Below are 16,993 nucleotides of genomic sequence, written 5' to 3' on the forward strand. Positions count from 1 at the left end.
AGCTTGAGCTTCGGGAAGCGGGTCGGAGTCTTCTCCGATGTGCATGGGTCAACGAGGATGCTCGGGCGAGCGCTCGAGATCTGTGCGAGTGAGGAGGTAGAGACGATCGCCCTGCTCGGCGATCTGTTCGATCGCTCGGAGCAGGCCGACGCCTGCGTCGCGCTGATGGTCGGCTGGCAGGTCATCGGGGTCTATGGCAATCACGAGCGCGAGGTCGCGCTGGCTGCCGCCGCCGGTGAGGTTGATCTGCTGCCGGAGACAATCACACTGTTGAGCGCGCTCGAAGAGGAAGTGCGGATCGGCGATATCCGCCTGACGCACGAGATCCAGCACTGGGGTCAGATCGACCCGGTAGCGCGGATGTTCGGCGGGCATCGCAATGAGCATGAAGACGACCCGGCTGCGCGGTTGACCTTCACTGGCCATACGCATTTTCGGCAGGCACGCGACGAACGTGGGCTGCTGGAGATCGGTCGCGGCAACGTCTCTATCCTGCGAGAACGGCGCTATCTGTTCAATCCGGGAGCGCTTCAGATCGGGCAATTTGTTATCTGGGATCGCGAAGCCCGGCGGGTGCAGTTCCGCCATGTCGAGTGGTAGAGGGCACCTCGTCGGCACGCAAGCAAGGGAGTAGCCGATGGGGAGGCTTGAAGGCAAGGTTGCGCTGGTAACTGGCGCCGGTCGTGGCATCGGACGCGGCGTCGCGATGCTGCTGGCATCTGAGGGCGCCAGCGTCGTCGTGAACGACCCGGTACCGGCCTCGGCGGCGAGCGCGGACGTCTCAATCGCGCAGCAGGTCGTCTCCGAGATCGAGGCCGCCGGTGGTACGGCGATGGCCAACACGGATTCGATTACTGATTACGACGCCGTCGGAGAGATGGTGCAGGGCGCGATTGATCGCTACGGCAAGCTCGATATCGTCGTCAATGTCGCCGGAATCCTCCGTGACCGCATGATCTTCAACATGGACGAGGCCGAGTGGGACGCGGTGATAGCGGTTCACCTGCGCGGCACGTTCAACACCTGCCGCCACGCCTCGGCGCATTTCCGCGAACGGCGCGAAGGTGGACGGATTATCAACTTCTCGTCGACATCGGCCTGGGGCAGCCCCGGCCAGCCGAACTACGCGGCGGCCAAGTACGGCATCCTCGGCCTGACGGCGGTGCTGGCCAACAGCATCAACCGCTACGGTGCGACGGCCAACGCCATCCTGCCCTACGCGGCGACCCGCATGATCGACTCGACGCCGCGTGCCGAGAAAGTGCGCGAGGAGACCGGCAAGCTGCCCAGCGAGCTGGCGATTGGTAGCGAGGGCGATCCGGCGAACGTTGCGCCGATGGTCACCTACCTCGCCACCGACGAGGCCCAGAACATCAATGGGCACTTCTTCGGCGTCGGTGGCTACGGGATCAACCTGTATTCGCACTGGGAGCTGGGCGGCGTTCTGCAGGCCGACCGCCGCTGGACGGTGCAGGAACTGATCGATCTGTTCCCGAAGACCATCGGCGAGAACGTCGTGCCGCCGGAGCCGGTCGAGGCCAATGGCCGCAAGCTGAACGGCGCAGCGGCCCAGCAGCTCGACCCATCGACCTGGACGTCACTGTCGGACAGCATCACCTACTGGGAGCGGCAGCTCTACTACGATGCACGCCGCCAGCAGCGGCCGAGCGAATCGTAGGAGGGGGAACGAGCATGGGAGTACTGGACGGAAAGGTCGCGCTGGTAACCGGCGCAGGACGTGGCATCGGGCGCGGCATCGCCCACCTGCTGGCATCTGAGGGTGCGTCGGTCGTCGTCAACGACCTCGGCGCATCGCTCGATGGCGAAGGCATCGACACCGGGCCGGCAGCAACGGTCGTCAAGGAGATCACCGAGGCGGGCGGCACAGCTGTCGCCAACACCGATTCGGTGACCGACTACGAGGCCGCGCAGGGCATGGTCCAGCAGGCGGTCGATACCTACGGCAAGCTTGACATTCTGGTGAATGTCGCCGGAATTCTCCGCGACCGCATGATCTTCAACATGAGCCCCGAGGAGTGGGACGCGGTCATCGCTGTCCACCTCAAGGGCACGTTCAACACATCGAAGTGGGCGTCGGTTCACTTCCGCGAGCGCCGCGAGAGCGGACGCATCATCAACATGTCATCGAACTCGGCGTTCGGCGCACCGGGGCAGCCGAACTACGCGGCGGCCAAGTCGGGCATCATCGGCCTGACGCTCGTCTGCGCAGCGTCGCTCAGCCGCTATGGCGTCACCGCCAACGCGATCCTGCCCAGCGGCTCGACCCGGATGATCGACTCGATCCCCCGCGCCGTCGAGGCCGTCGCCCACACCGGCAAGCTGCCGAGCGAGCTGGCGATCGGCACCGAGAAGGACCCGGACAACGTCGCACCACTCGTCGGCTTCCTGGCCAGCGATGCGGCGAGCCACGTCAACGGGCAGGTATTCGGCTCGTTCGGCTATAACGTCACGCTGATGTCGCAACCGAAGATCATCCGCACGATCCAGAACACACAGCGCTGGACAGTCGATGAGCTGGTCGATATCGTGCCGCGCGCCTTCGGACCGGAGTTCGTTGGTCAGGCAAACATGCCTGGCATTACGTCGAACATCAACGCACTGCCGGACGACCAGTGGGTCGAGATTGCGGCTGGTCTACGTGCCTGGACGACGACACTTGAGCCATATGGCGAACTTGTCTGGTAGGGCCGTCAGGCCAGCCTGACGCGCAGCGGGCGGAACCTGAGAGGAACATCGGTGAACGATCGAGTATTGATGCAGGACTTCTCCGACAAGATCGTTGAGATGGTCGAACGTATCCTCGCCTGCTGCGAGGGTCTCGATGAAGCCGGGATCAACTGGAAGCCGGACGCGCCGGACACGAACAGCATCTATGTGCTGGCGACGCACACGATGGGGAATGTGCGCCAGAATGTACTGGCTGTGCTCGGTGACCAGGAGGATCAGCGCGATCGTGACTCCGAGTTCGTCGCTGCCGGCGACAGTGCCGCAGAGCTTCAGGGCCAGTGGGCGGAGCTGAAGCCGCAGGTGCAGGAGACGCTGGCTCGGCTCGGCACGAAAGACCTGGAACGCGTCCACGCCCACCCGCGGCGCGGCACGATGACCGGTCAGCAGGTGCTGATGCTGGCGGCGACGCACGCTGGTGAGCACGCAGGACAGGCGGAACTGACGCGCGACCTGTATGTCGCTCAGCGATAGAGAACCTGACAATCTGGAATTGGGAAATCGACTGGTGCGCCGCTTGTGGCGTGCCAGTCGCGAGGGAAGGAGACCGGAGTGACCGTCAGCTTGAATGGCAAGACCGCCATTGTCGGCGTGGCCGAGTCCGATCAGCTCGGCAGGCTCCCCGACAAGCCGGCGATCATGCTGCACGCCGAAGCGGCGCGCAACGCGCTCGCCGATGCGGGACTGACCAAGGATGATGTCGACGGCCTGTTTACCGCCGGCATCTCGACATTGGAACTCGGCGAATATCTGGGCATCGAGCCGAAGGTGACCGACACGACGTCGGTCGGCGGCTCATCGTTCGTCATCCACATCGCCCACGCTGCGGCGGCGATCGCCACCGGCCGCTGCGAGGTCGCGCTCGTTACCCACGGCGAGAGTGGTCGCTCGCGCGTTGGCCAGTTGCCGTATCCATACTCGGCGCAGTCGCTCCGTGGCCAGTTCGAGGGGCCGTACGGGCTGCCCTCGCCGGTCGGTGCATACGCCATGGCCGCGACGCGGCACATGCACGAGTTCGGCACGACGCACGAACAGCTCGCCGAGATCGCCGTCGCTACCCGCAAGTGGGCGATGATGAACCCCAAGGCGATGATGCAGGATCCGATCACGATTCAGGATGTCCTCGAATCGCGCCCGATCACCTACCCGTTCAACCTGCTCGACTGCTGCCTCGTCACCGATGGTGGTGGTGCCTATGTTATGACAAGCGTCGAGCGCGCCAAGTCGCTGAAGCAGACGCCGGTTGTTGTCCTCGGCGTCGGCGAGGGTCACGACCACTCGCTGATCTCGCAGATGCCGAGCTACACCAGCTTCGCCGCCAAGCACTCAGGCCAGCGCGCGTTCGAGATGTCTGGCATCAGCCGTGACGAGATCGACATCGCCATGGTCTACGACTCGTTCACCTACACCGTCCTGCTCTCGCTCGAGGAGCTGGGCTTCTGCGGCAAGGGTGAGGGCGGCGACTTCGTCTCCAACCAGCGCACCGCGCCGGGCGGCGACTTCCCGATGAATACCAACGGTGGCGGCCTGTCCTACTGCCATACTGGCATGTACGGCATGTTCGCCGTCATCGAGGGCGTCCGCCAGTTGCGCCACGACTACGCCGATCAGGGCCAGCGCCAGGTCAAGGACGCCAAGCTCGGCATCGTCCACGGCACAGGTGGCGTTCTGTCGTCGGCCGGCACGGCGATTCTGGCTCGCGGTTAGTCGCGCAGACTGTTGAGGAGATAAAGACATGGCCGATTACAAGAAGCCGCTGCCAACGCCCGATCCGGTGACCCAGCCGTTCTGGGATAGCCTCAAGCAGCACGAGATGAAGATCCAGCGCTGCAATGACACGGGCAAGTACTTCTTCTACCCGCGTGGCCTGAGCCCGTTCACGCTCTCGGACAACATCTCCTGGGAGACCGTCTCGGGCAAGGGCACCGTCCACGCCTTCACGATCGTCTACAACCAGCGCGCGCCGGGCTTCGCCGAAGAGGTTCCCTACGTCGTCGCGATGGTCGAGCTCGATGAGGGCGCGCGGATGATGTCAAACCTCGTCCAGGTCGAGGCCGACCCCGAGCACGTCAAGATCGGCATGCCGGTCGAGATCGTCTACGAGGACGCCACCGACGAGATCACCCTGCCGAAGTTCAAGCCGGCTGGGTAGCCGCAAACTCATCCGACGATCTGAGAGGCCAATCCCAGTCAGTGGGATTGGCCTCATTGTTCTCCGTCGCTCGGCGGGGATTATCGGTGTCAAACCGTCCGACTGTTGGCGGCGGCAGCCACCAACTTCTTCTGTCATTTCGAGCGAGCACGCGAGAAATCTCCCCTGCGTTGGACTGGCACGAACGGGTGGGAGATCTCTCACTGTGGTTCGAGATGACAGAGGTCAGAGTCAGTTGCCAATCCGACACTCTGTCGCTTTCGCACCCCTTCACCGCTCGCCGACTGGCACCCATCTCTGATTCTCCGGTCCCACATACACGGACTGCGCGGGCGGATGATGCGCCGGTTTCCAGCGTCGAAGTAGTGCGCCAGCCAACCGACCATTCGCCGGCTGACGCCGAATGTCGGCGCGAACTGCTCGGTCTGCAAATCCAGCTATGCAGCAGGAGAGCGGTGTAGTACTCGACGCCTGTCTGTAGCCGCCGTCCCGGCTTGTACCCTCCAGCAAGCGCAGCGCGATCTGTTCGACGCCCATTGCTCGTAGAGCGCCGGGTCACGTCCGGGCGGCGTCCAGCCAGCATTACGCCGCGCCGAGCACGTCCGCACGCGGGTCGCGCACCTTGTAGACGCGGTGACCGAAGCCCATCAGGCGAGCGCCGCGTTCCAGTCGAGCGCGCAGGTCGGCTTCGGCCCGATCGAGGCCGCTGATCTCGAAGACCATGTCGAGCGCCGGTCCGGGTGTCGCCACCATGCAGCGGACCTTTCAATGCGCCGACCGCGCCAGTCACCGCCGAAACCAGGTCCGAATGCGTCGCGATGATGACGCGCGCCGCGAACGTCGAGGCGTTCAGTCCGTGATCGACGACCGTATTCAGGTATGTCTCCAGCGCTCGGACGCTGGCATCATCTGGCCGCTGGCCGGTCAGCATCCAGAGATAGTTCGCCGTATGACCGAGTGTTGTGTCTGGCGTGATTGGCTGGTTCCCGGACGCGAGCTGCGCGTAGGTCGCGACGATGGTCGCAACCTGAGCAATCAGCGTCAGTGCGAGGTCCTGCGAAGTGGAATCTGTGTCGCTCGCTCCCATCCCCAACGTGCCGACTGCAATGCGGAGCGCGTCCATCGGCGGTGTCTTCTGCGCTGCAGCTGTCACAAGGATTGCCTGTGTCGCCTCCGGCAATGCGCGGCGGGCGGCGAGGCTCGATTGCAGCGCCTCCAGCTCAGCGGTGTTTGGCAGGCGATCGTTGAACAGGAGGAATATGACCTCCTCGAACGTCGCGTTTGGCGCGAGCTCCTCAACCGGATAGCCGGCGATAATCAGCTTCCCCGCCTCGCCATCAACGCTACTCAGATGTGTTGCAGCGGCGACGATTCCTTCAAGCCCGGCATGTACCTGTGCTGTTGACATCGTATGCACCCTTCTCGATCGGCAGATAGCCGATGTGTTCATCGTTCTGGGTGTAGTAACCTTCGGTCCATATAGATTGTCAATCTTGATCAGGAAATCAATATATGTATATGGAGGCTCACTGTGAGTGATGCATCGACCGACTCCCGCTATCTGACTGCGGCTGAGGCGGCTGCCGAGCTCGGTATCACGACCTCAACGCTCTACGCCTACGTCAGCCGCGGCCTGATCGCATCCGAGCCGGCCCCCGGCGACGTGCGCGCGCGGCGCTATCGTGTTGAGGACGTGCGTCGCCTCCGCGAGCGGCAGGACGTGCGGCGCAACCCGACTGGTTCGGTCCGCGAGGCGCTGAGCTTCGGGGTGCCCTTGCTTGAATCGGCGATCACGCTCATCGACGATGGTCGGCTCTGGTATCGCGGGCAGGACGCGATTGCGCTGGCCCGCGAGCGATGCTTCGAGGACGTCATCGCGTTGCTCTGGGCCGAGGAGTCCGCGTCGCAGCCACCGATCAGCCAGCCGATTCCCGCACTCGCCCCGCCGCCAGAGCTTGAACCGATCGCCGCCCTGCAGTGGGTGCTCCCCATGCTTTCGGCCAGCGACCCTACGGCCTACGATCGCACCCCGTCGGCGGTTGTCCGGGCAGGTTGGTGGATCTTGCATGCGTTCGTCGATGTGCTCACAGGTGATTCACTTCCGGACTCCCCGATTGCGTCTCGCATCGCGACCGCATGGGCGCCGGGCTCGCCGGAACTCGCTCGCCTGCTGGATGCTGCGTTGATCCTCTGGGCGGATCACGAGCTGAACGTTTCGTCGTTCACCGTGCGCTGCATCATGTCCGCCGGGGCACCGCTCTACGCCGCCATTTCGGGCGGACTTGCCGCATTGCAGGGAGTGAAGCACGGCGGGATGACGTTACGGGTCGACGCGCTGCTGGACGAGATCGGTACGCCGGAGCGCGCGAGAAGTGTCGTCGCCGGACGACTCCGGCGTGGCGACGGCTTGCCCGGCTTCGGCCATCGCCTCTATCCCAGCGGCGACCCGCGTGCGGCGTTGCTGCTGGAGTTGCTCGACGCAGCAATCGGGGATACGGAAATCGGCGCTCTCGGCCGTGCCACCATCGCGGCCGCTGCTGAGGTTGGACTCGTGCCGGTCATTGATCTGGCGATGGTGCTGCTGGCGCGCGCCTATGCGATGCCGCCCGGCGCTCCGCTGGCGCTGATGGCCGTCGGTCGGACGGCTGGCTGGGTAGCGCACGCGCTGGAAGAGAACGAGCGCGACAGGCTGATCCGCCCGCGCGCTCGCTACACTGGACCGCTGCCGAGCTAGTTGTTCGACTCTCCGGCCTGCATCGCTCGACCAACATAGGCGAACAGCTCTTTGTCGATCGACTCGCCGGTCGGCATCGTGTCTTCATTGTCGTAGAAGGACTGCACCGACTTCGTTATGCCGGGATTGCCGCCGGTGAACTCGGCGACGAGCCCGCGCCAGCGCACCATCAGTGCCTGCACTTCGGCATCGCCGGGATCAGCGCCCGCCTCCATCTTGGCGCGCACCGCAGCCATCAGCTGCGGCCACTCCGCTTCGACCTCCTGTATGCGCTCCTCACCGACTTCCTCACGGCGCTTGCGCAGCCATTCCAGCTGCTCTTCGCTGTAGTACTTCTCGACCATGCTCATCGCCTCCATCGTCGTAACCAGTGTGTCGGTCGTGATTGCTTCGCCTTGCTGCAGGAGTTGAGCGATGCCGTCGAGCCGTGACTTGAGCGTCTCCAGCGCTACGATCTGATCGCTCAGTCGAGCACGTTGCAGCTCAATCGTTTCCAGCAGCGACGGATTGTGCGCATCCAGCAGTTCGCGCACCTCGTCGAGTGACAAACCCAGGCTGCGAAGAGATGTCACCTGCTGCAGCCGCCGGACCGCCTCCGGTCCGTACAGACGGTGCCCACCCTCGCTGCGCTCCGACGGCTGGACAAGCCCGATCTCGTCATAGAAACGCAGCGTCCGAACCGTCAACCCCGTCCGCAGCGCCAATTCCCCGATCTTCATCGCTCCCTCCGCCACATGACAGCAGTCTGCGAGGAGCGTACAACCTGACGTTACGTGAGATGCAAGTGAGGAAGGCCCCCACTCCCCGGCCGCTGTCCAGAGGGTGAGGACCGTCCACCCAATTACTTCCGCCCCAAAAACCCATCTACAACTACATCCTCCGTAAACCGCCCAGCCGGTTCCAGCGCCAGCAGGCGTTCGCGAAGATCGGCCTCGAAAGCGGGCCGGTTGTCGCCGAAGAGGCGTGGGGCGGCGAACGAGGTGGAGTACAGGAAGCCGAGGACCGTCTCGACGGACCAGGTATGGCGGACAGGGAAGTGACGCTCTTCAAAGCGGTGGAATGCGGAGCGGGCGAGGATGTCTTCCCACGGGTCGTGGGCGACGCGGTAGGTACTGTCACCGGCGCGGCGTTCGGTGCCGAGCCAGTCGCGCAGGGTGGTGCGGACGATGACCTGCCAATCCAGCTCGCCGGTCCAGATGCCACAACCGTCGCCGGTCAGCAGCACGCTGCCCTCTGGCTCCGTCAGGCGATCAAGTGCGGCGAGCGTTGCGTCGGGCGGCATCCAGTGGAACGAGCGGCCCATCACGGTGATGCGCAGTGGCGCGATCTGGTCGGCCAGCGTCTCGATCGTCTCAGCGCGACCCTCCAGCCAGCGGACGTTGTGGACGCCTGCGTGCTGCGCCGCATCGTCCGCCTCCGCGAGCATGGCGGTGTCGGGATCAACGCCAAAGGCGATGGCAACATGTGGCGCGAACGGCAACGTGAGCTGTCCGGTGCCACAGCCGAGGTCAAGCAAATGCCCGGTGCCATCGAGCCCGCCCTCGCCGACGACCCAGTCGATCAGCGCCGTCGGGTAGCTCGGGCGGTAGCGCGCGTAGTACCAGGCGGTGCCTTCGAACAGCCGGTCTTCCGGCGTGTTCAACGGCGTCCAGGTATCTGCTTCATGCCTGCCAGCGCGGCGTTGAAGCGTGGATCGTCGTGCTGCGGAATGCTCATCGAAACGACATCAGTGAGGCCACTTAACCGCGCAGAGACCTTGGCGACAATCGTGTCCCACGTTCCCGAGATACAGAACGTATCGAGCACCTCGTCGGGAACTACTGTACCGAGGTCGTCCCAGCGACTCTGTGCAATCAATTCGCGCAGCGCCGGGTTCAGCTCCCCCCAGCCGTGGTGCTCCAGTACCGGCAGGTAGGTGCGCGTCGACGCATAGAACGCGATGCGGTAGCGGGCGTTCTCACGCGCGGCTGCGACGGCGTCATCGTCCGGACCAGTGGCGATAAACCCTGTGCCGTTCAGCTCGAAGGTATCGAGCGAGCGCCCCGACTTCGCCGCGCCCTCCTGCACATTTGGCCAGATGACATCGCGCGTGTATTCAGCGGTCGAGAACGGGTGAACGCGCAATCCATCGCACAGCTCGCCTGCGAGCCGGATGTTGTAGGCATTGACAGCCGCGATCTCGATACGTGGTGCCGGATACTCGGACGGCGGCGGGCTGAACTCCGGTGTCATCAGGCTGAAGTTGTAGAAACGCCCCTTGTAGTTCAGCGGCGTGCCGTTCTGCCAGGTGTCCCAGATCGCGCGCAGCGACTCGATGTACTCGCGCAAGCGCGGACCGGGGGAATCCCAGGTCGTCGAGAAGCGTCGCTCGATGTGCCCCTTGACCTGCGTGCCAAGCCCAACCGTGAAGCGCCCCTGCGACAGATCCTGCAGATTGCGCGACATGTAGGCAACGACCATGGGGCTGCGCGGAAATGCGATCGCGACCGATGTTGCCAGACGAATCGTGGACGTGGCCGGTGCAATGACCGCTGTCGTAATGAACGGATCGTGCTTCAACTCCGGTGCGCCGAGTGCGTCGAAGCCGAGCGCCTCTGCCCGGGCCGCCAACGCTCCGACCTCGCCCCAGGCCACATCCCCAATGCCAGCTTCTACGCGCATATCATCCCCTTGCAATTGCTGAACTTTCGCAGTCGTCGGTAGCGTAGCATGACGAGTGCACGCGTTCGATTATTGAATGGGTAGTGAGAAGATGTGATAGAGACCAAACAGCAGCATTGCAATCCCGACGACGACAATCATCGTGCGTGCTGGGCGACCGACGACCTTGCCGGCAATGCCAGCGAAGAACAGCGCTGTGGCGAGATAGACCGTGTTCAGAATGTACTGGTCGCTCTTGTCGCTGGCATCGAGCCCTGACGCAAAGAGTGCATCGGCTTCGTCGGAGAGTTGCGCTGCGCGGTCGAATGATGGTGTGGTGTACTCCGACATTTCCAGCGGACTGCCGGGTGCGTCGGGGTTTGTCAGTGGCGACGTCTCTAGCCAGGCATCAACTGCCGGCCGTAAGCGGTCCGAGAACTGTCGCTCAAGAAAGGCCATGAGCTGGGTATCGTTGCTGGTGTAGGCATCGGCAAAGTCATTGAAGACTTCGACATCCATGAACATCTCGATGAAACCGGATGAGCTGGCGTCACTCGCCTGCACGCGCTTGGCCGATGCTTGCGAATAGGCGGTGGATTGTACGCCACCCCATCGTGCAGCCTGATAGCCGTTCCAGGCGGTGGCCAACGACGCGGTTGTGAGCAGCAGGACGGCGATGATTTCCAGCCAGTAGTTCCAGACCTGGCTGTTGATCCACCTGAGTAAGCGAATCTTTGCATTCCCAACGCTTCGGAGTTGGTCCATGCTGCCCTCTCTCCGCGTTCACTGATCGCGACTGTAACCGACTGGCCCCGCAGCCTCGCTGAGATTCGAGATATGGAGCGACATCATATGTCACGAATCACCAATCGTTTGTCATCTTACGTAGTCGACCACAATGAATCTGTCAGGTAATCCGCCGCCGATACGTTCGTAGGGACATGACCCGGCTTGTCCATCGCCGTGAGGCGATCACTCCCGAGTGGAGATTCGCGTGCTTGGCGCGAGATTCTACGTTGGCGCGCCGCCCCCAAGATGTAGGGGCGTATCGCATACGCCCGTTTGGCCCCCAACCCATTCCGATCGGCAGCAGCGGTGTTCGGGGGCACTTGTTGAATGGTCGTGGTTCTGACCGGGCGTGTGCGATACGCCCCTACATTTTGATACCGACGGGGTGGCGATGGACCGGGTCCGACGTTTTTAGCGAGGGAGTGATCGCCATGGTCCAGGTGCCCTTGGGCGTTGGCACCCCGCGATGGGCAAGCCGGGTCATGTCCGAACGTATCGGCGGCGGCTCGCTCACGTGACAAAATCACTGCGCTCGACTATTTGGCGCGCACGCGAGTAATCTCCCACCCCCTCGGCACAGCCGAAAACAGGCGACGCCAATCTGGCGGGTCTGAGCTAGCCAGTCACCCCGCACGCCTGGCCACCTCTCGCTTCCGGCGAATATGAGTTGGTTTCCACTCAGCCCTAATCAAAACCTAACAATCCACTTACAGGTCCATTACGAACGGCCCGTAGCGTTGGAAGCGCAGCGATGGCCGCTGCACAAACGCTGATGAGGCTGGAGGTGATGTGGTCGAGTCGGTGGGACGGCAAGCGAAGGAGCGAGGCGCAATTCTCCTCGTTGAGGATGCTGACGACCTTCGCGAAACGCTCGCCTGGAATCTGGAGCGGCACGGCTACCGTGTCCTTCAGGCGGCCGATGGGAAGACGGGTCTGGATCTCGCCCTGTCCGAGTCCCCTGACCTGGTCATTCTGGATCTGATGCTGCCGGAGCTTGATGGCCGACAGATCTGCCGCATGATCCGCAAGACCTCGGACGTGCCAATTCTCATGCTGACCGCGCTCTCTCGCGAGGCTGACGTGGTCAACGGTCTCGATCTCGGAGCCGACGATTATGTCACCAAGCCGTTTTCGCTGCGCGAGATGTTGGCGCGGATCAACGCGCTCATGCGCCGGGTAACGCCGGCGCAGGAGAATAGCCACGTCCTTGTATCGGGCGATCTGACGGTCCTGCTCAAGGAGCATCGCGCGGTCTTTCATGGACGCGAACTGCACCTTCCACTCAAGGAGTTCAGGCTGCTCTCGGCGCTCGTATCGCGCGCCGGGGAAGTCTGCACGCGCGCTGAGCTGCTGGACATGGTTTGGGGTCCGGAGATCATTGTTGATCCCCGGAATGTTGACGTTCATATCCGCTGGCTCCGCGAGCGACTGGAAGGTGACCCGGATGGATCAGCGTTGATCCAGACGGTTCATGGAATTGGGTATCGATTCACTGGATGACGTGCGTCCAGCCGGAACACCAGGAAAGGAAACCTGCGTGATCGGAAGCTCTCACGTTTCGTCGCAGCGCTGGAAGCGGTTGCTTCTCACCGTCGTTGCGATGATGACACTGACCATGGTCGTGGCTGCCTGCGGTGGAGACGACGACGACAGCACTGCGACAGCGTCAAATAGCACGGCGGCAACTGCGACAATCGCCCCGGGTGTCGAACCGACAGCAACCGAAGCTGAGGCGACGACCGAGCCGACGGAAGCGGCGGCAAGCACCGAAGCGCCGACTGAGGCGGCTGCAACAACTGCCCCGGCAACCGCCACGACGGCAGCGAACGATGCGACGCCGGCCGCTGGCTGGGAGCCGCGCAACGTGTCGGCCGGCCTGACCGGCTCGGGCGCGTCATTCCCGGATCCGATCTATCAGGCGTGGATCGAGCAGTACAAGTCGGTTGCATCCGATACGACGATCAACTACCAGTCGGTCGGCTCTGGTCAGGGCAAGAAGGACTTCGCCGGAAACGTCACCGACTTCGGCGGCACCGATGCTTACATGACCGATGAAGAGATGGCCGCCTCGCCGGACGCACTGCACATCCCGACCGTCCTCGGCGCGGTCACGGTCGTTTACAACCTCGATGTTGAGCAGGAGTTGCAGTTCTCTGGCGAGACGCTGGCGGCGATCTTTCTCGGCACTGTTACGACCTGGAATGACCCACTGATCGCCGCCGATAACCCGGGCGCGACCCTGCCGGATACGCCGATCACCGTCGTGCATCGCTCGGATGGCTCCGGCACGACCTCGATCTTCACCGACTATCTGTCGAAGGTCAGCACCGAGTGGGCCGACCAGGTCGGCACCGGCACTGCGGTCGAGTGGCCGGTCGGCATCGGTGGCGAGAAGAACCCGGGCGTGACGGCGGGCGTGCAGCAGACCCCGGGTGCCATCGGCTACGTCGAGCTGATCTACGCGCTAGCCAACGATCTGCCGGCCCCGGCGATCAAGAACGCGCAGGGCAACTACATCGCGCCGTCGATTGAATCGACCAGTGCGGCTGCAGCTGGTGCGCTGGCGGACATGCCGGAGGACCTGCGCGTCTCGATCACCGATCCGCAGGATGGCGCGAACGCCTACCCGATCGCGGGCTTTACCTGGATCCTCATCCACAGCGAGATGACCGATCAGGCGAAGGCGGAAGCGCTGACCGACTTCCTGTACTGGGCACTCACGACCGGTGAGGCGCAGGCGGCAGAGCTGCACTACGCACCGCTGCCGGAGGAAGTCCGTGAGCTGGCAATCGCCAAGCTCACCCAGGTCACCGTCAACGGCACTGCGGTTTTCGAAGCGCCGTAACGGCGGTGAACATCGCTCGTCTGAGGCGTCGGTGTCCAGCACTGGATGTCGGCGCATCGGCAGGGCGGTTCTGAGGTTGGGAGAGTGGACATGCAGCATGCGGATGCCGTGAGTGGATGGGAGCGACTGAGACGCCGCACTCGTCACGGAGATCTGCTGTTCTGGCTTATCGCGTTGTCGTTTGCGGTTCTGGTCGTCAGCCTGCTGGTTGCGATCATCGCTGTCACCTGGGATGGCTCGGCTGCTGCGCGACACGAATTCGGCTTCGGCTTCCTGACCAGCTCCACCTGGAACCCGGTCAAGAATCAGTACGGCGCGCTTCCGGCGATCTACGGCACGGTCATGTCGTCGGCTATCGCCCTGCTGATTGCCGGGCCGATCGGCGTCATGATCGGCGTCTTCCTCGCCGAGGTCAGCCCGTCGCGCTTACGCATGCCGTTGTCGTTCCTGGTCGAGCTGCTGGCGGCGATCCCCAGTGTCGTCTACGGCATGTGGGGCATCTTCGTCTTCATCCCGTTCTTTCGGAAGTGGATCGCGACGCCGATCTCGGAGCAGTTCGGGGACGCAATCCCGCTGCTGGCCGGTCCGGTTACGGTCGGTCGCGGCATGCTGGTGGCCGGCATCATCCTCGCCATCATGATCGTGCCGACCATCGCAGCGGTCTCGCGCGATGTCCTGTCAGTTGTGCCGACGCACCAGCGTGAGGCGCTGATCGCGTTGGGGGCGACACGCTGGGAGGTCATCCGCCACGCCATGATCCCGTATGCCCGCGCCGGCATCATCGGCGGGATGATGCTCGGCCTTGGCCGGGCGCTCGGCGAGACGATGGCCGCGACGATGGTCATCGGCAATACGCCGCGGATCGAAGGCTCACTGTTCGCGCCGGCGACAACCGCCGCGTCGCTCGTCGCCAGCCAGCTGCCCAACGCCGGTAGCGAGATGCACTCCAGTGCTCTCATTCTGGTCGCGCTGGTGCTGTTCTGCATCACCCTGGTGGCGAACTCGATTGCGCGCCTGCTCGTCTGGAAGGTGCAGCGTGGGAGCGGAGGGAGAGCCTGATGGCAGCAACACACGCTCCACGGCAATCGCTGCTGGAAGCCTCCGGCAGTCAGCGACGGAAGATCACCAGCAAGATTCTGGTTGGCATGACCGGCGCAGCGACGCTGATCGCGCTCGTCCCGCTGCTGCTCATCATCAGCTACGTCGTCGTACAGGGCTTTCAGTCGCTCAACTTCGACTTCTTCACACAGACGTTCAAGCCGGTCACGCTGGGCAGCGCGCCAACCAGCGCCGGAGGCGTGCTGCACGCGATCGTCGGCAGCTTGCTGATCGTCGGTATCGCGTTGCTGATGGCGGTGCCGGTCGGCGTGATGGCTGGAATCTACCTGGCTGAGTATCCGGGCACCAGCGCGTCGAATGTCATCCGCTTCAGCACCGACGTGCTGACAGCCATGCCATCGATCGTCGTCGGTGTGGTCGCCTACGTGCTGATCGTGCAGCGCGCCCAGCAGTTCTCGGCGCTGGCCGGCTCGATCGCACTGATGGTGCTGATGGTACCGGTCGTGACCCGAACGACTGAGGAGATCCTGCGGCTGGTGCCGGGGAGTGTCCGCGAGGCGGCTATGGCGCTGGGTGTCCCGAAGTGGCGCTTCACGCTGAACGTCGTCATCCCGATGGGGCTGAGCGGCATCGTGACCGGCATCCTGCTGGCGTTCGCTCGCGCGATGGGCGAGACGGCACCGCTGCTCGTCACCGTGCTCGGCAACAACAACCTGACCTTCGACATCTTCGGCCCGATGCAGGCGCTACCGCTGATCGCCTATCGCTACACAGAACAGCCATTCGAGGTGCTCAATCAGCAGGCGTGGGGCGCGGCGCTGATCCTTGTCGCCATCGTGCTCTTCGCCAACGTCATGGTGCGCCTGGCGACGCGCCGGACCACTGGTGGTCGCTAAGGAGGACCGTATGACAGCAACAGCAGTTCAAACATCAGCAACGCACACTGCGGCGAGCGCGACCGCCCACCTGGAGCTTCGCGGCCTGGCCCCGTTTTATGGTCCCAAGCTCGCGGTGCGCCCGGTGACGCTCGACATCAAGCGCCAGAAGATCACCTCGATCATCGGGCCGTCCGGCACCGGCAAGAGTACGCTGCTGCGCTCGCTCAACCGGCTGCACGAGACGATCCCCGGCGCGCGTGCCGAGGGCAGCGCGCTGCTCGATGGCGAGGACATTTACGACCGGCGGGTTGATCCGGCGCAGGTTCGGCGACGGATCGGCATGGTCTTTCAGCAGCCGAACCCGCTGCGGGCGCGCACGATCGCCGGAAACGTCTCGATGGGTCTGCAGCTCGATGGCATCTCGCGCTCGGAGCGCGACCGGATCGTCGAGGAATCCCTGATCCGCGTTGGCCTGTTCGATGAGGTCAAGGATCGCCTCGTTACTCCGGCGGTCTCGCTGTCGGGCGGTCAGCAGCAGCGTCTCTGCATCGCTCGGGCGCTGGCGATGCAGCCGGAGATCATCCTCATGGACGAGCCCTGCTCGGCGCTCGACCCACTGGCGACGCTGCGCATTGAGGACCTGATGCGCGATCTGGTGCGCGATGTCACCATCGTCATCGTGACCCACAACATGCAACAGGCGGCTCGTGTTTCCGACGAGACCGTCTTCATTACGCTGGCTGATGGCGGCGTTGGGGAGGTCGTTGAGCACGGGCCGACCGAGCGACTGTTCACCGTCCCGGCAGACCCGCGGACCGAGCAGTACATCACCGGACGCGTCGGATGATCGAGAGGTTGGCGGTGAGCGAGGAGGAGAGAGTGATACAGGGGCAGCCGCGTCTGCAATTCCCGGCGGTTGGTGCGGTCGCTATTGACCGCCCGATGGTCGATATCACGACATCCAGTCACAAGGTGGATGTCCGCGATCTAACGGTGCGCTATGGTACGTTCGTGGCGCTCCGCGAAATTACGCTAACGGTTCCACAGAACTCAGTCTTTGCCATCATCGGGCCGTCCGGTTCCGGCAAGTCGACGCTGCTGCGGGCGCTCAACCGTATGCACGACACGATCCCATCTGCGCAGGTCGAGGG

Annotated in this window: 18 protein-coding genes; 13 read left to right on the forward strand and 5 right to left on the reverse strand. The window is 63.7% G+C overall.

The window, feature by feature from the left end:
• Nucleotides 1-3: 3 nt before the first annotated feature.
• The 6 genes from M9890_05525 (at nucleotide 4) to M9890_05550 (ending at nucleotide 4,897) form a co-directional block, all read left to right on the forward strand.
• Entirely contained in the window at nucleotides 4-600 is a 597-nt protein-coding gene (locus tag M9890_05525) for a metallophosphatase family protein (protein ID MCO5176416.1), read from the forward strand.
• A gap of 37 nt (nucleotides 601-637) precedes the next feature.
• Nucleotides 638-1,678 carry an SDR family oxidoreductase gene (locus tag M9890_05530; GenBank protein ID MCO5176417.1) on the forward strand — a complete coding sequence of 347 codons (1,041 nt, stop codon included), beginning with the start codon at nucleotides 638-640 and terminating at the stop codon, nucleotides 1,676-1,678.
• A gap of 14 nt (nucleotides 1,679-1,692) precedes the next feature.
• Nucleotides 1,693-2,706: an SDR family oxidoreductase gene (locus M9890_05535; GenBank protein ID MCO5176418.1), complete on the forward strand. Its 1,014-nt coding sequence runs from the start codon at nucleotides 1,693-1,695 to the stop codon at nucleotides 2,704-2,706.
• 51 nt (nucleotides 2,707-2,757) lie between these two features.
• Nucleotides 2,758-3,219 (forward strand): DUF1572 domain-containing protein, encoded by a 462-nt coding sequence (locus tag M9890_05540; protein ID MCO5176419.1) that lies wholly within the window; start codon nucleotides 2,758-2,760, stop codon nucleotides 3,217-3,219.
• Nucleotides 3,220-3,297: 78 nt separating this feature from the next.
• Nucleotides 3,298-4,452, forward strand: a complete 1,155-nt coding sequence (locus M9890_05545; protein MCO5176420.1) for an acetyl-CoA acetyltransferase — start codon at nucleotides 3,298-3,300, stop codon at nucleotides 4,450-4,452.
• 28 nt (nucleotides 4,453-4,480) lie between these two features.
• Entirely contained in the window at nucleotides 4,481-4,897 is a 417-nt protein-coding gene (locus M9890_05550; protein ID MCO5176421.1) for a Zn-ribbon domain-containing OB-fold protein, read from the forward strand.
• Nucleotides 4,898-5,479: 582 nt separating this feature from the next.
• Here the strand turns inward: M9890_05550 and M9890_05555 are convergent.
• Complete coding sequence (locus tag M9890_05555; protein MCO5176422.1) at nucleotides 5,480-5,650, reverse strand: hypothetical protein; 171 nt, start codon at nucleotides 5,648-5,650, stop codon at nucleotides 5,480-5,482.
• 778 nt (nucleotides 5,651-6,428) lie between these two features.
• Between M9890_05555 and M9890_05560 the strand changes: the two genes are divergently transcribed.
• On the forward strand, nucleotides 6,429-7,631 hold the full coding sequence (locus tag M9890_05560) for a citrate synthase (GenBank protein MCO5176423.1): 1,203 nt from the start codon (nucleotides 6,429-6,431) through the stop codon (nucleotides 7,629-7,631).
• Here M9890_05560 and M9890_05565 read toward each other — a convergent pair.
• From M9890_05565 to M9890_05580, 4 genes are all read right to left on the reverse strand, one after another.
• Nucleotides 7,628-8,350 carry a MerR family transcriptional regulator gene (locus M9890_05565; GenBank protein MCO5176424.1) on the reverse strand — a complete coding sequence of 241 codons (723 nt, stop codon included), beginning with the start codon at nucleotides 8,348-8,350 and terminating at the stop codon, nucleotides 7,628-7,630. The two genes, M9890_05560 and M9890_05565, sit on opposite strands and share 4 nt — an antisense overlap.
• Before the next feature lie 122 nt (nucleotides 8,351-8,472).
• On the reverse strand, nucleotides 8,473-9,273 hold the full coding sequence (locus M9890_05570) for a methyltransferase domain-containing protein (GenBank protein ID MCO5176425.1): 801 nt from the start codon (nucleotides 9,271-9,273) through the stop codon (nucleotides 8,473-8,475).
• Nucleotides 9,270-10,292 (reverse strand): TIGR03617 family F420-dependent LLM class oxidoreductase, encoded by a 1,023-nt coding sequence (locus tag M9890_05575; protein ID MCO5176426.1) that lies wholly within the window; start codon nucleotides 10,290-10,292, stop codon nucleotides 9,270-9,272. The genes M9890_05570 and M9890_05575 overlap by 4 nt, the downstream gene beginning before the upstream one ends.
• Before the next feature lie 69 nt (nucleotides 10,293-10,361).
• Nucleotides 10,362-11,036 (reverse strand): hypothetical protein, encoded by a 675-nt coding sequence (locus tag M9890_05580; protein ID MCO5176427.1) that lies wholly within the window; start codon nucleotides 11,034-11,036, stop codon nucleotides 10,362-10,364.
• An 813-nt stretch (nucleotides 11,037-11,849) separates the two neighbouring features.
• On the opposite strand from M9890_05580, the gene M9890_05585 reads away from it, so the two are divergent.
• The 6 genes from M9890_05585 to M9890_05610 form a co-directional block, all read left to right on the forward strand.
• Nucleotides 11,850-12,560: a response regulator transcription factor gene (locus tag M9890_05585; GenBank protein MCO5176428.1), complete on the forward strand. Its 711-nt coding sequence runs from the start codon at nucleotides 11,850-11,852 to the stop codon at nucleotides 12,558-12,560.
• A 37-nt stretch (nucleotides 12,561-12,597) separates the two neighbouring features.
• Nucleotides 12,598-13,905, forward strand: a complete 1,308-nt coding sequence (gene pstS, locus M9890_05590; protein ID MCO5176429.1) for a phosphate ABC transporter substrate-binding protein PstS — start codon at nucleotides 12,598-12,600, stop codon at nucleotides 13,903-13,905.
• A 90-nt stretch (nucleotides 13,906-13,995) separates the two neighbouring features.
• Nucleotides 13,996-14,964 (forward strand): phosphate ABC transporter permease subunit PstC, encoded by a 969-nt coding sequence (pstC, locus tag M9890_05595; GenBank protein ID MCO5176430.1) that lies wholly within the window; start codon nucleotides 13,996-13,998, stop codon nucleotides 14,962-14,964.
• A complete protein-coding gene (gene pstA / locus M9890_05600; GenBank protein MCO5176431.1) occupies nucleotides 14,964-15,860 on the forward strand; it encodes a phosphate ABC transporter permease PstA in 897 nt (298 codons plus the stop codon). Before pstC ends, pstA begins: the two co-directional genes overlap by 1 nt.
• A gap of 10 nt (nucleotides 15,861-15,870) precedes the next feature.
• Nucleotides 15,871-16,689 (forward strand): phosphate ABC transporter ATP-binding protein, encoded by an 819-nt coding sequence (locus tag M9890_05605; GenBank protein ID MCO5176432.1) that lies wholly within the window; start codon nucleotides 15,871-15,873, stop codon nucleotides 16,687-16,689.
• Between the two features lie 14 nt (nucleotides 16,690-16,703).
• Nucleotides 16,704-16,993: ATP-binding cassette domain-containing protein (locus M9890_05610; GenBank protein ID MCO5176433.1), on the forward strand; the 290-nt coding region annotated here is incomplete at its 3' end.

The sequence above is a fragment of the Thermomicrobiales bacterium genome (genome assembly GCA_023954495.1).
Taxonomy (GTDB): domain Bacteria; phylum Chloroflexota; class Chloroflexia; order Thermomicrobiales; family CFX8; genus JAMLIA01.

Coding starts and splice junctions, on each gene's coding strand:
- M9890_05530 (MCO5176417.1), top strand. CDS start 638: ATGGGGAGGCTTGAAGGCAAGGTTGCGCTGGTAACTGGCGCCGGTCGT.
- M9890_05535 (MCO5176418.1), top strand. CDS start 1,693: ATGGGAGTACTGGACGGAAAGGTCGCGCTGGTAACCGGCGCAGGACGT.
- M9890_05550 (MCO5176421.1), top strand. CDS start 4,481: ATGGCCGATTACAAGAAGCCGCTGCCAACGCCCGATCCGGTGACCCAG.
- M9890_05555 (MCO5176422.1), bottom strand. CDS start 5,650: ATGGTGGCGACACCCGGACCGGCGCTCGACATGGTCTTCGAGATCAGC.
- M9890_05565 (MCO5176424.1), bottom strand. CDS start 8,350: ATGAAGATCGGGGAATTGGCGCTGCGGACGGGGTTGACGGTTCGGACG.
- M9890_05575 (MCO5176426.1), bottom strand. CDS start 10,292: ATGCGCGTAGAAGCTGGCATTGGGGATGTGGCCTGGGGCGAGGTCGGA.
- M9890_05580 (MCO5176427.1), bottom strand. CDS start 11,036: ATGGACCAACTCCGAAGCGTTGGGAATGCAAAGATTCGCTTACTCAGG.
- pstC (MCO5176430.1), top strand. CDS start 13,996: ATGCAGCATGCGGATGCCGTGAGTGGATGGGAGCGACTGAGACGCCGC.
- pstA (MCO5176431.1), top strand. CDS start 14,964: ATGGCAGCAACACACGCTCCACGGCAATCGCTGCTGGAAGCCTCCGGC.
- M9890_05605 (MCO5176432.1), top strand. CDS start 15,871: ATGACAGCAACAGCAGTTCAAACATCAGCAACGCACACTGCGGCGAGC.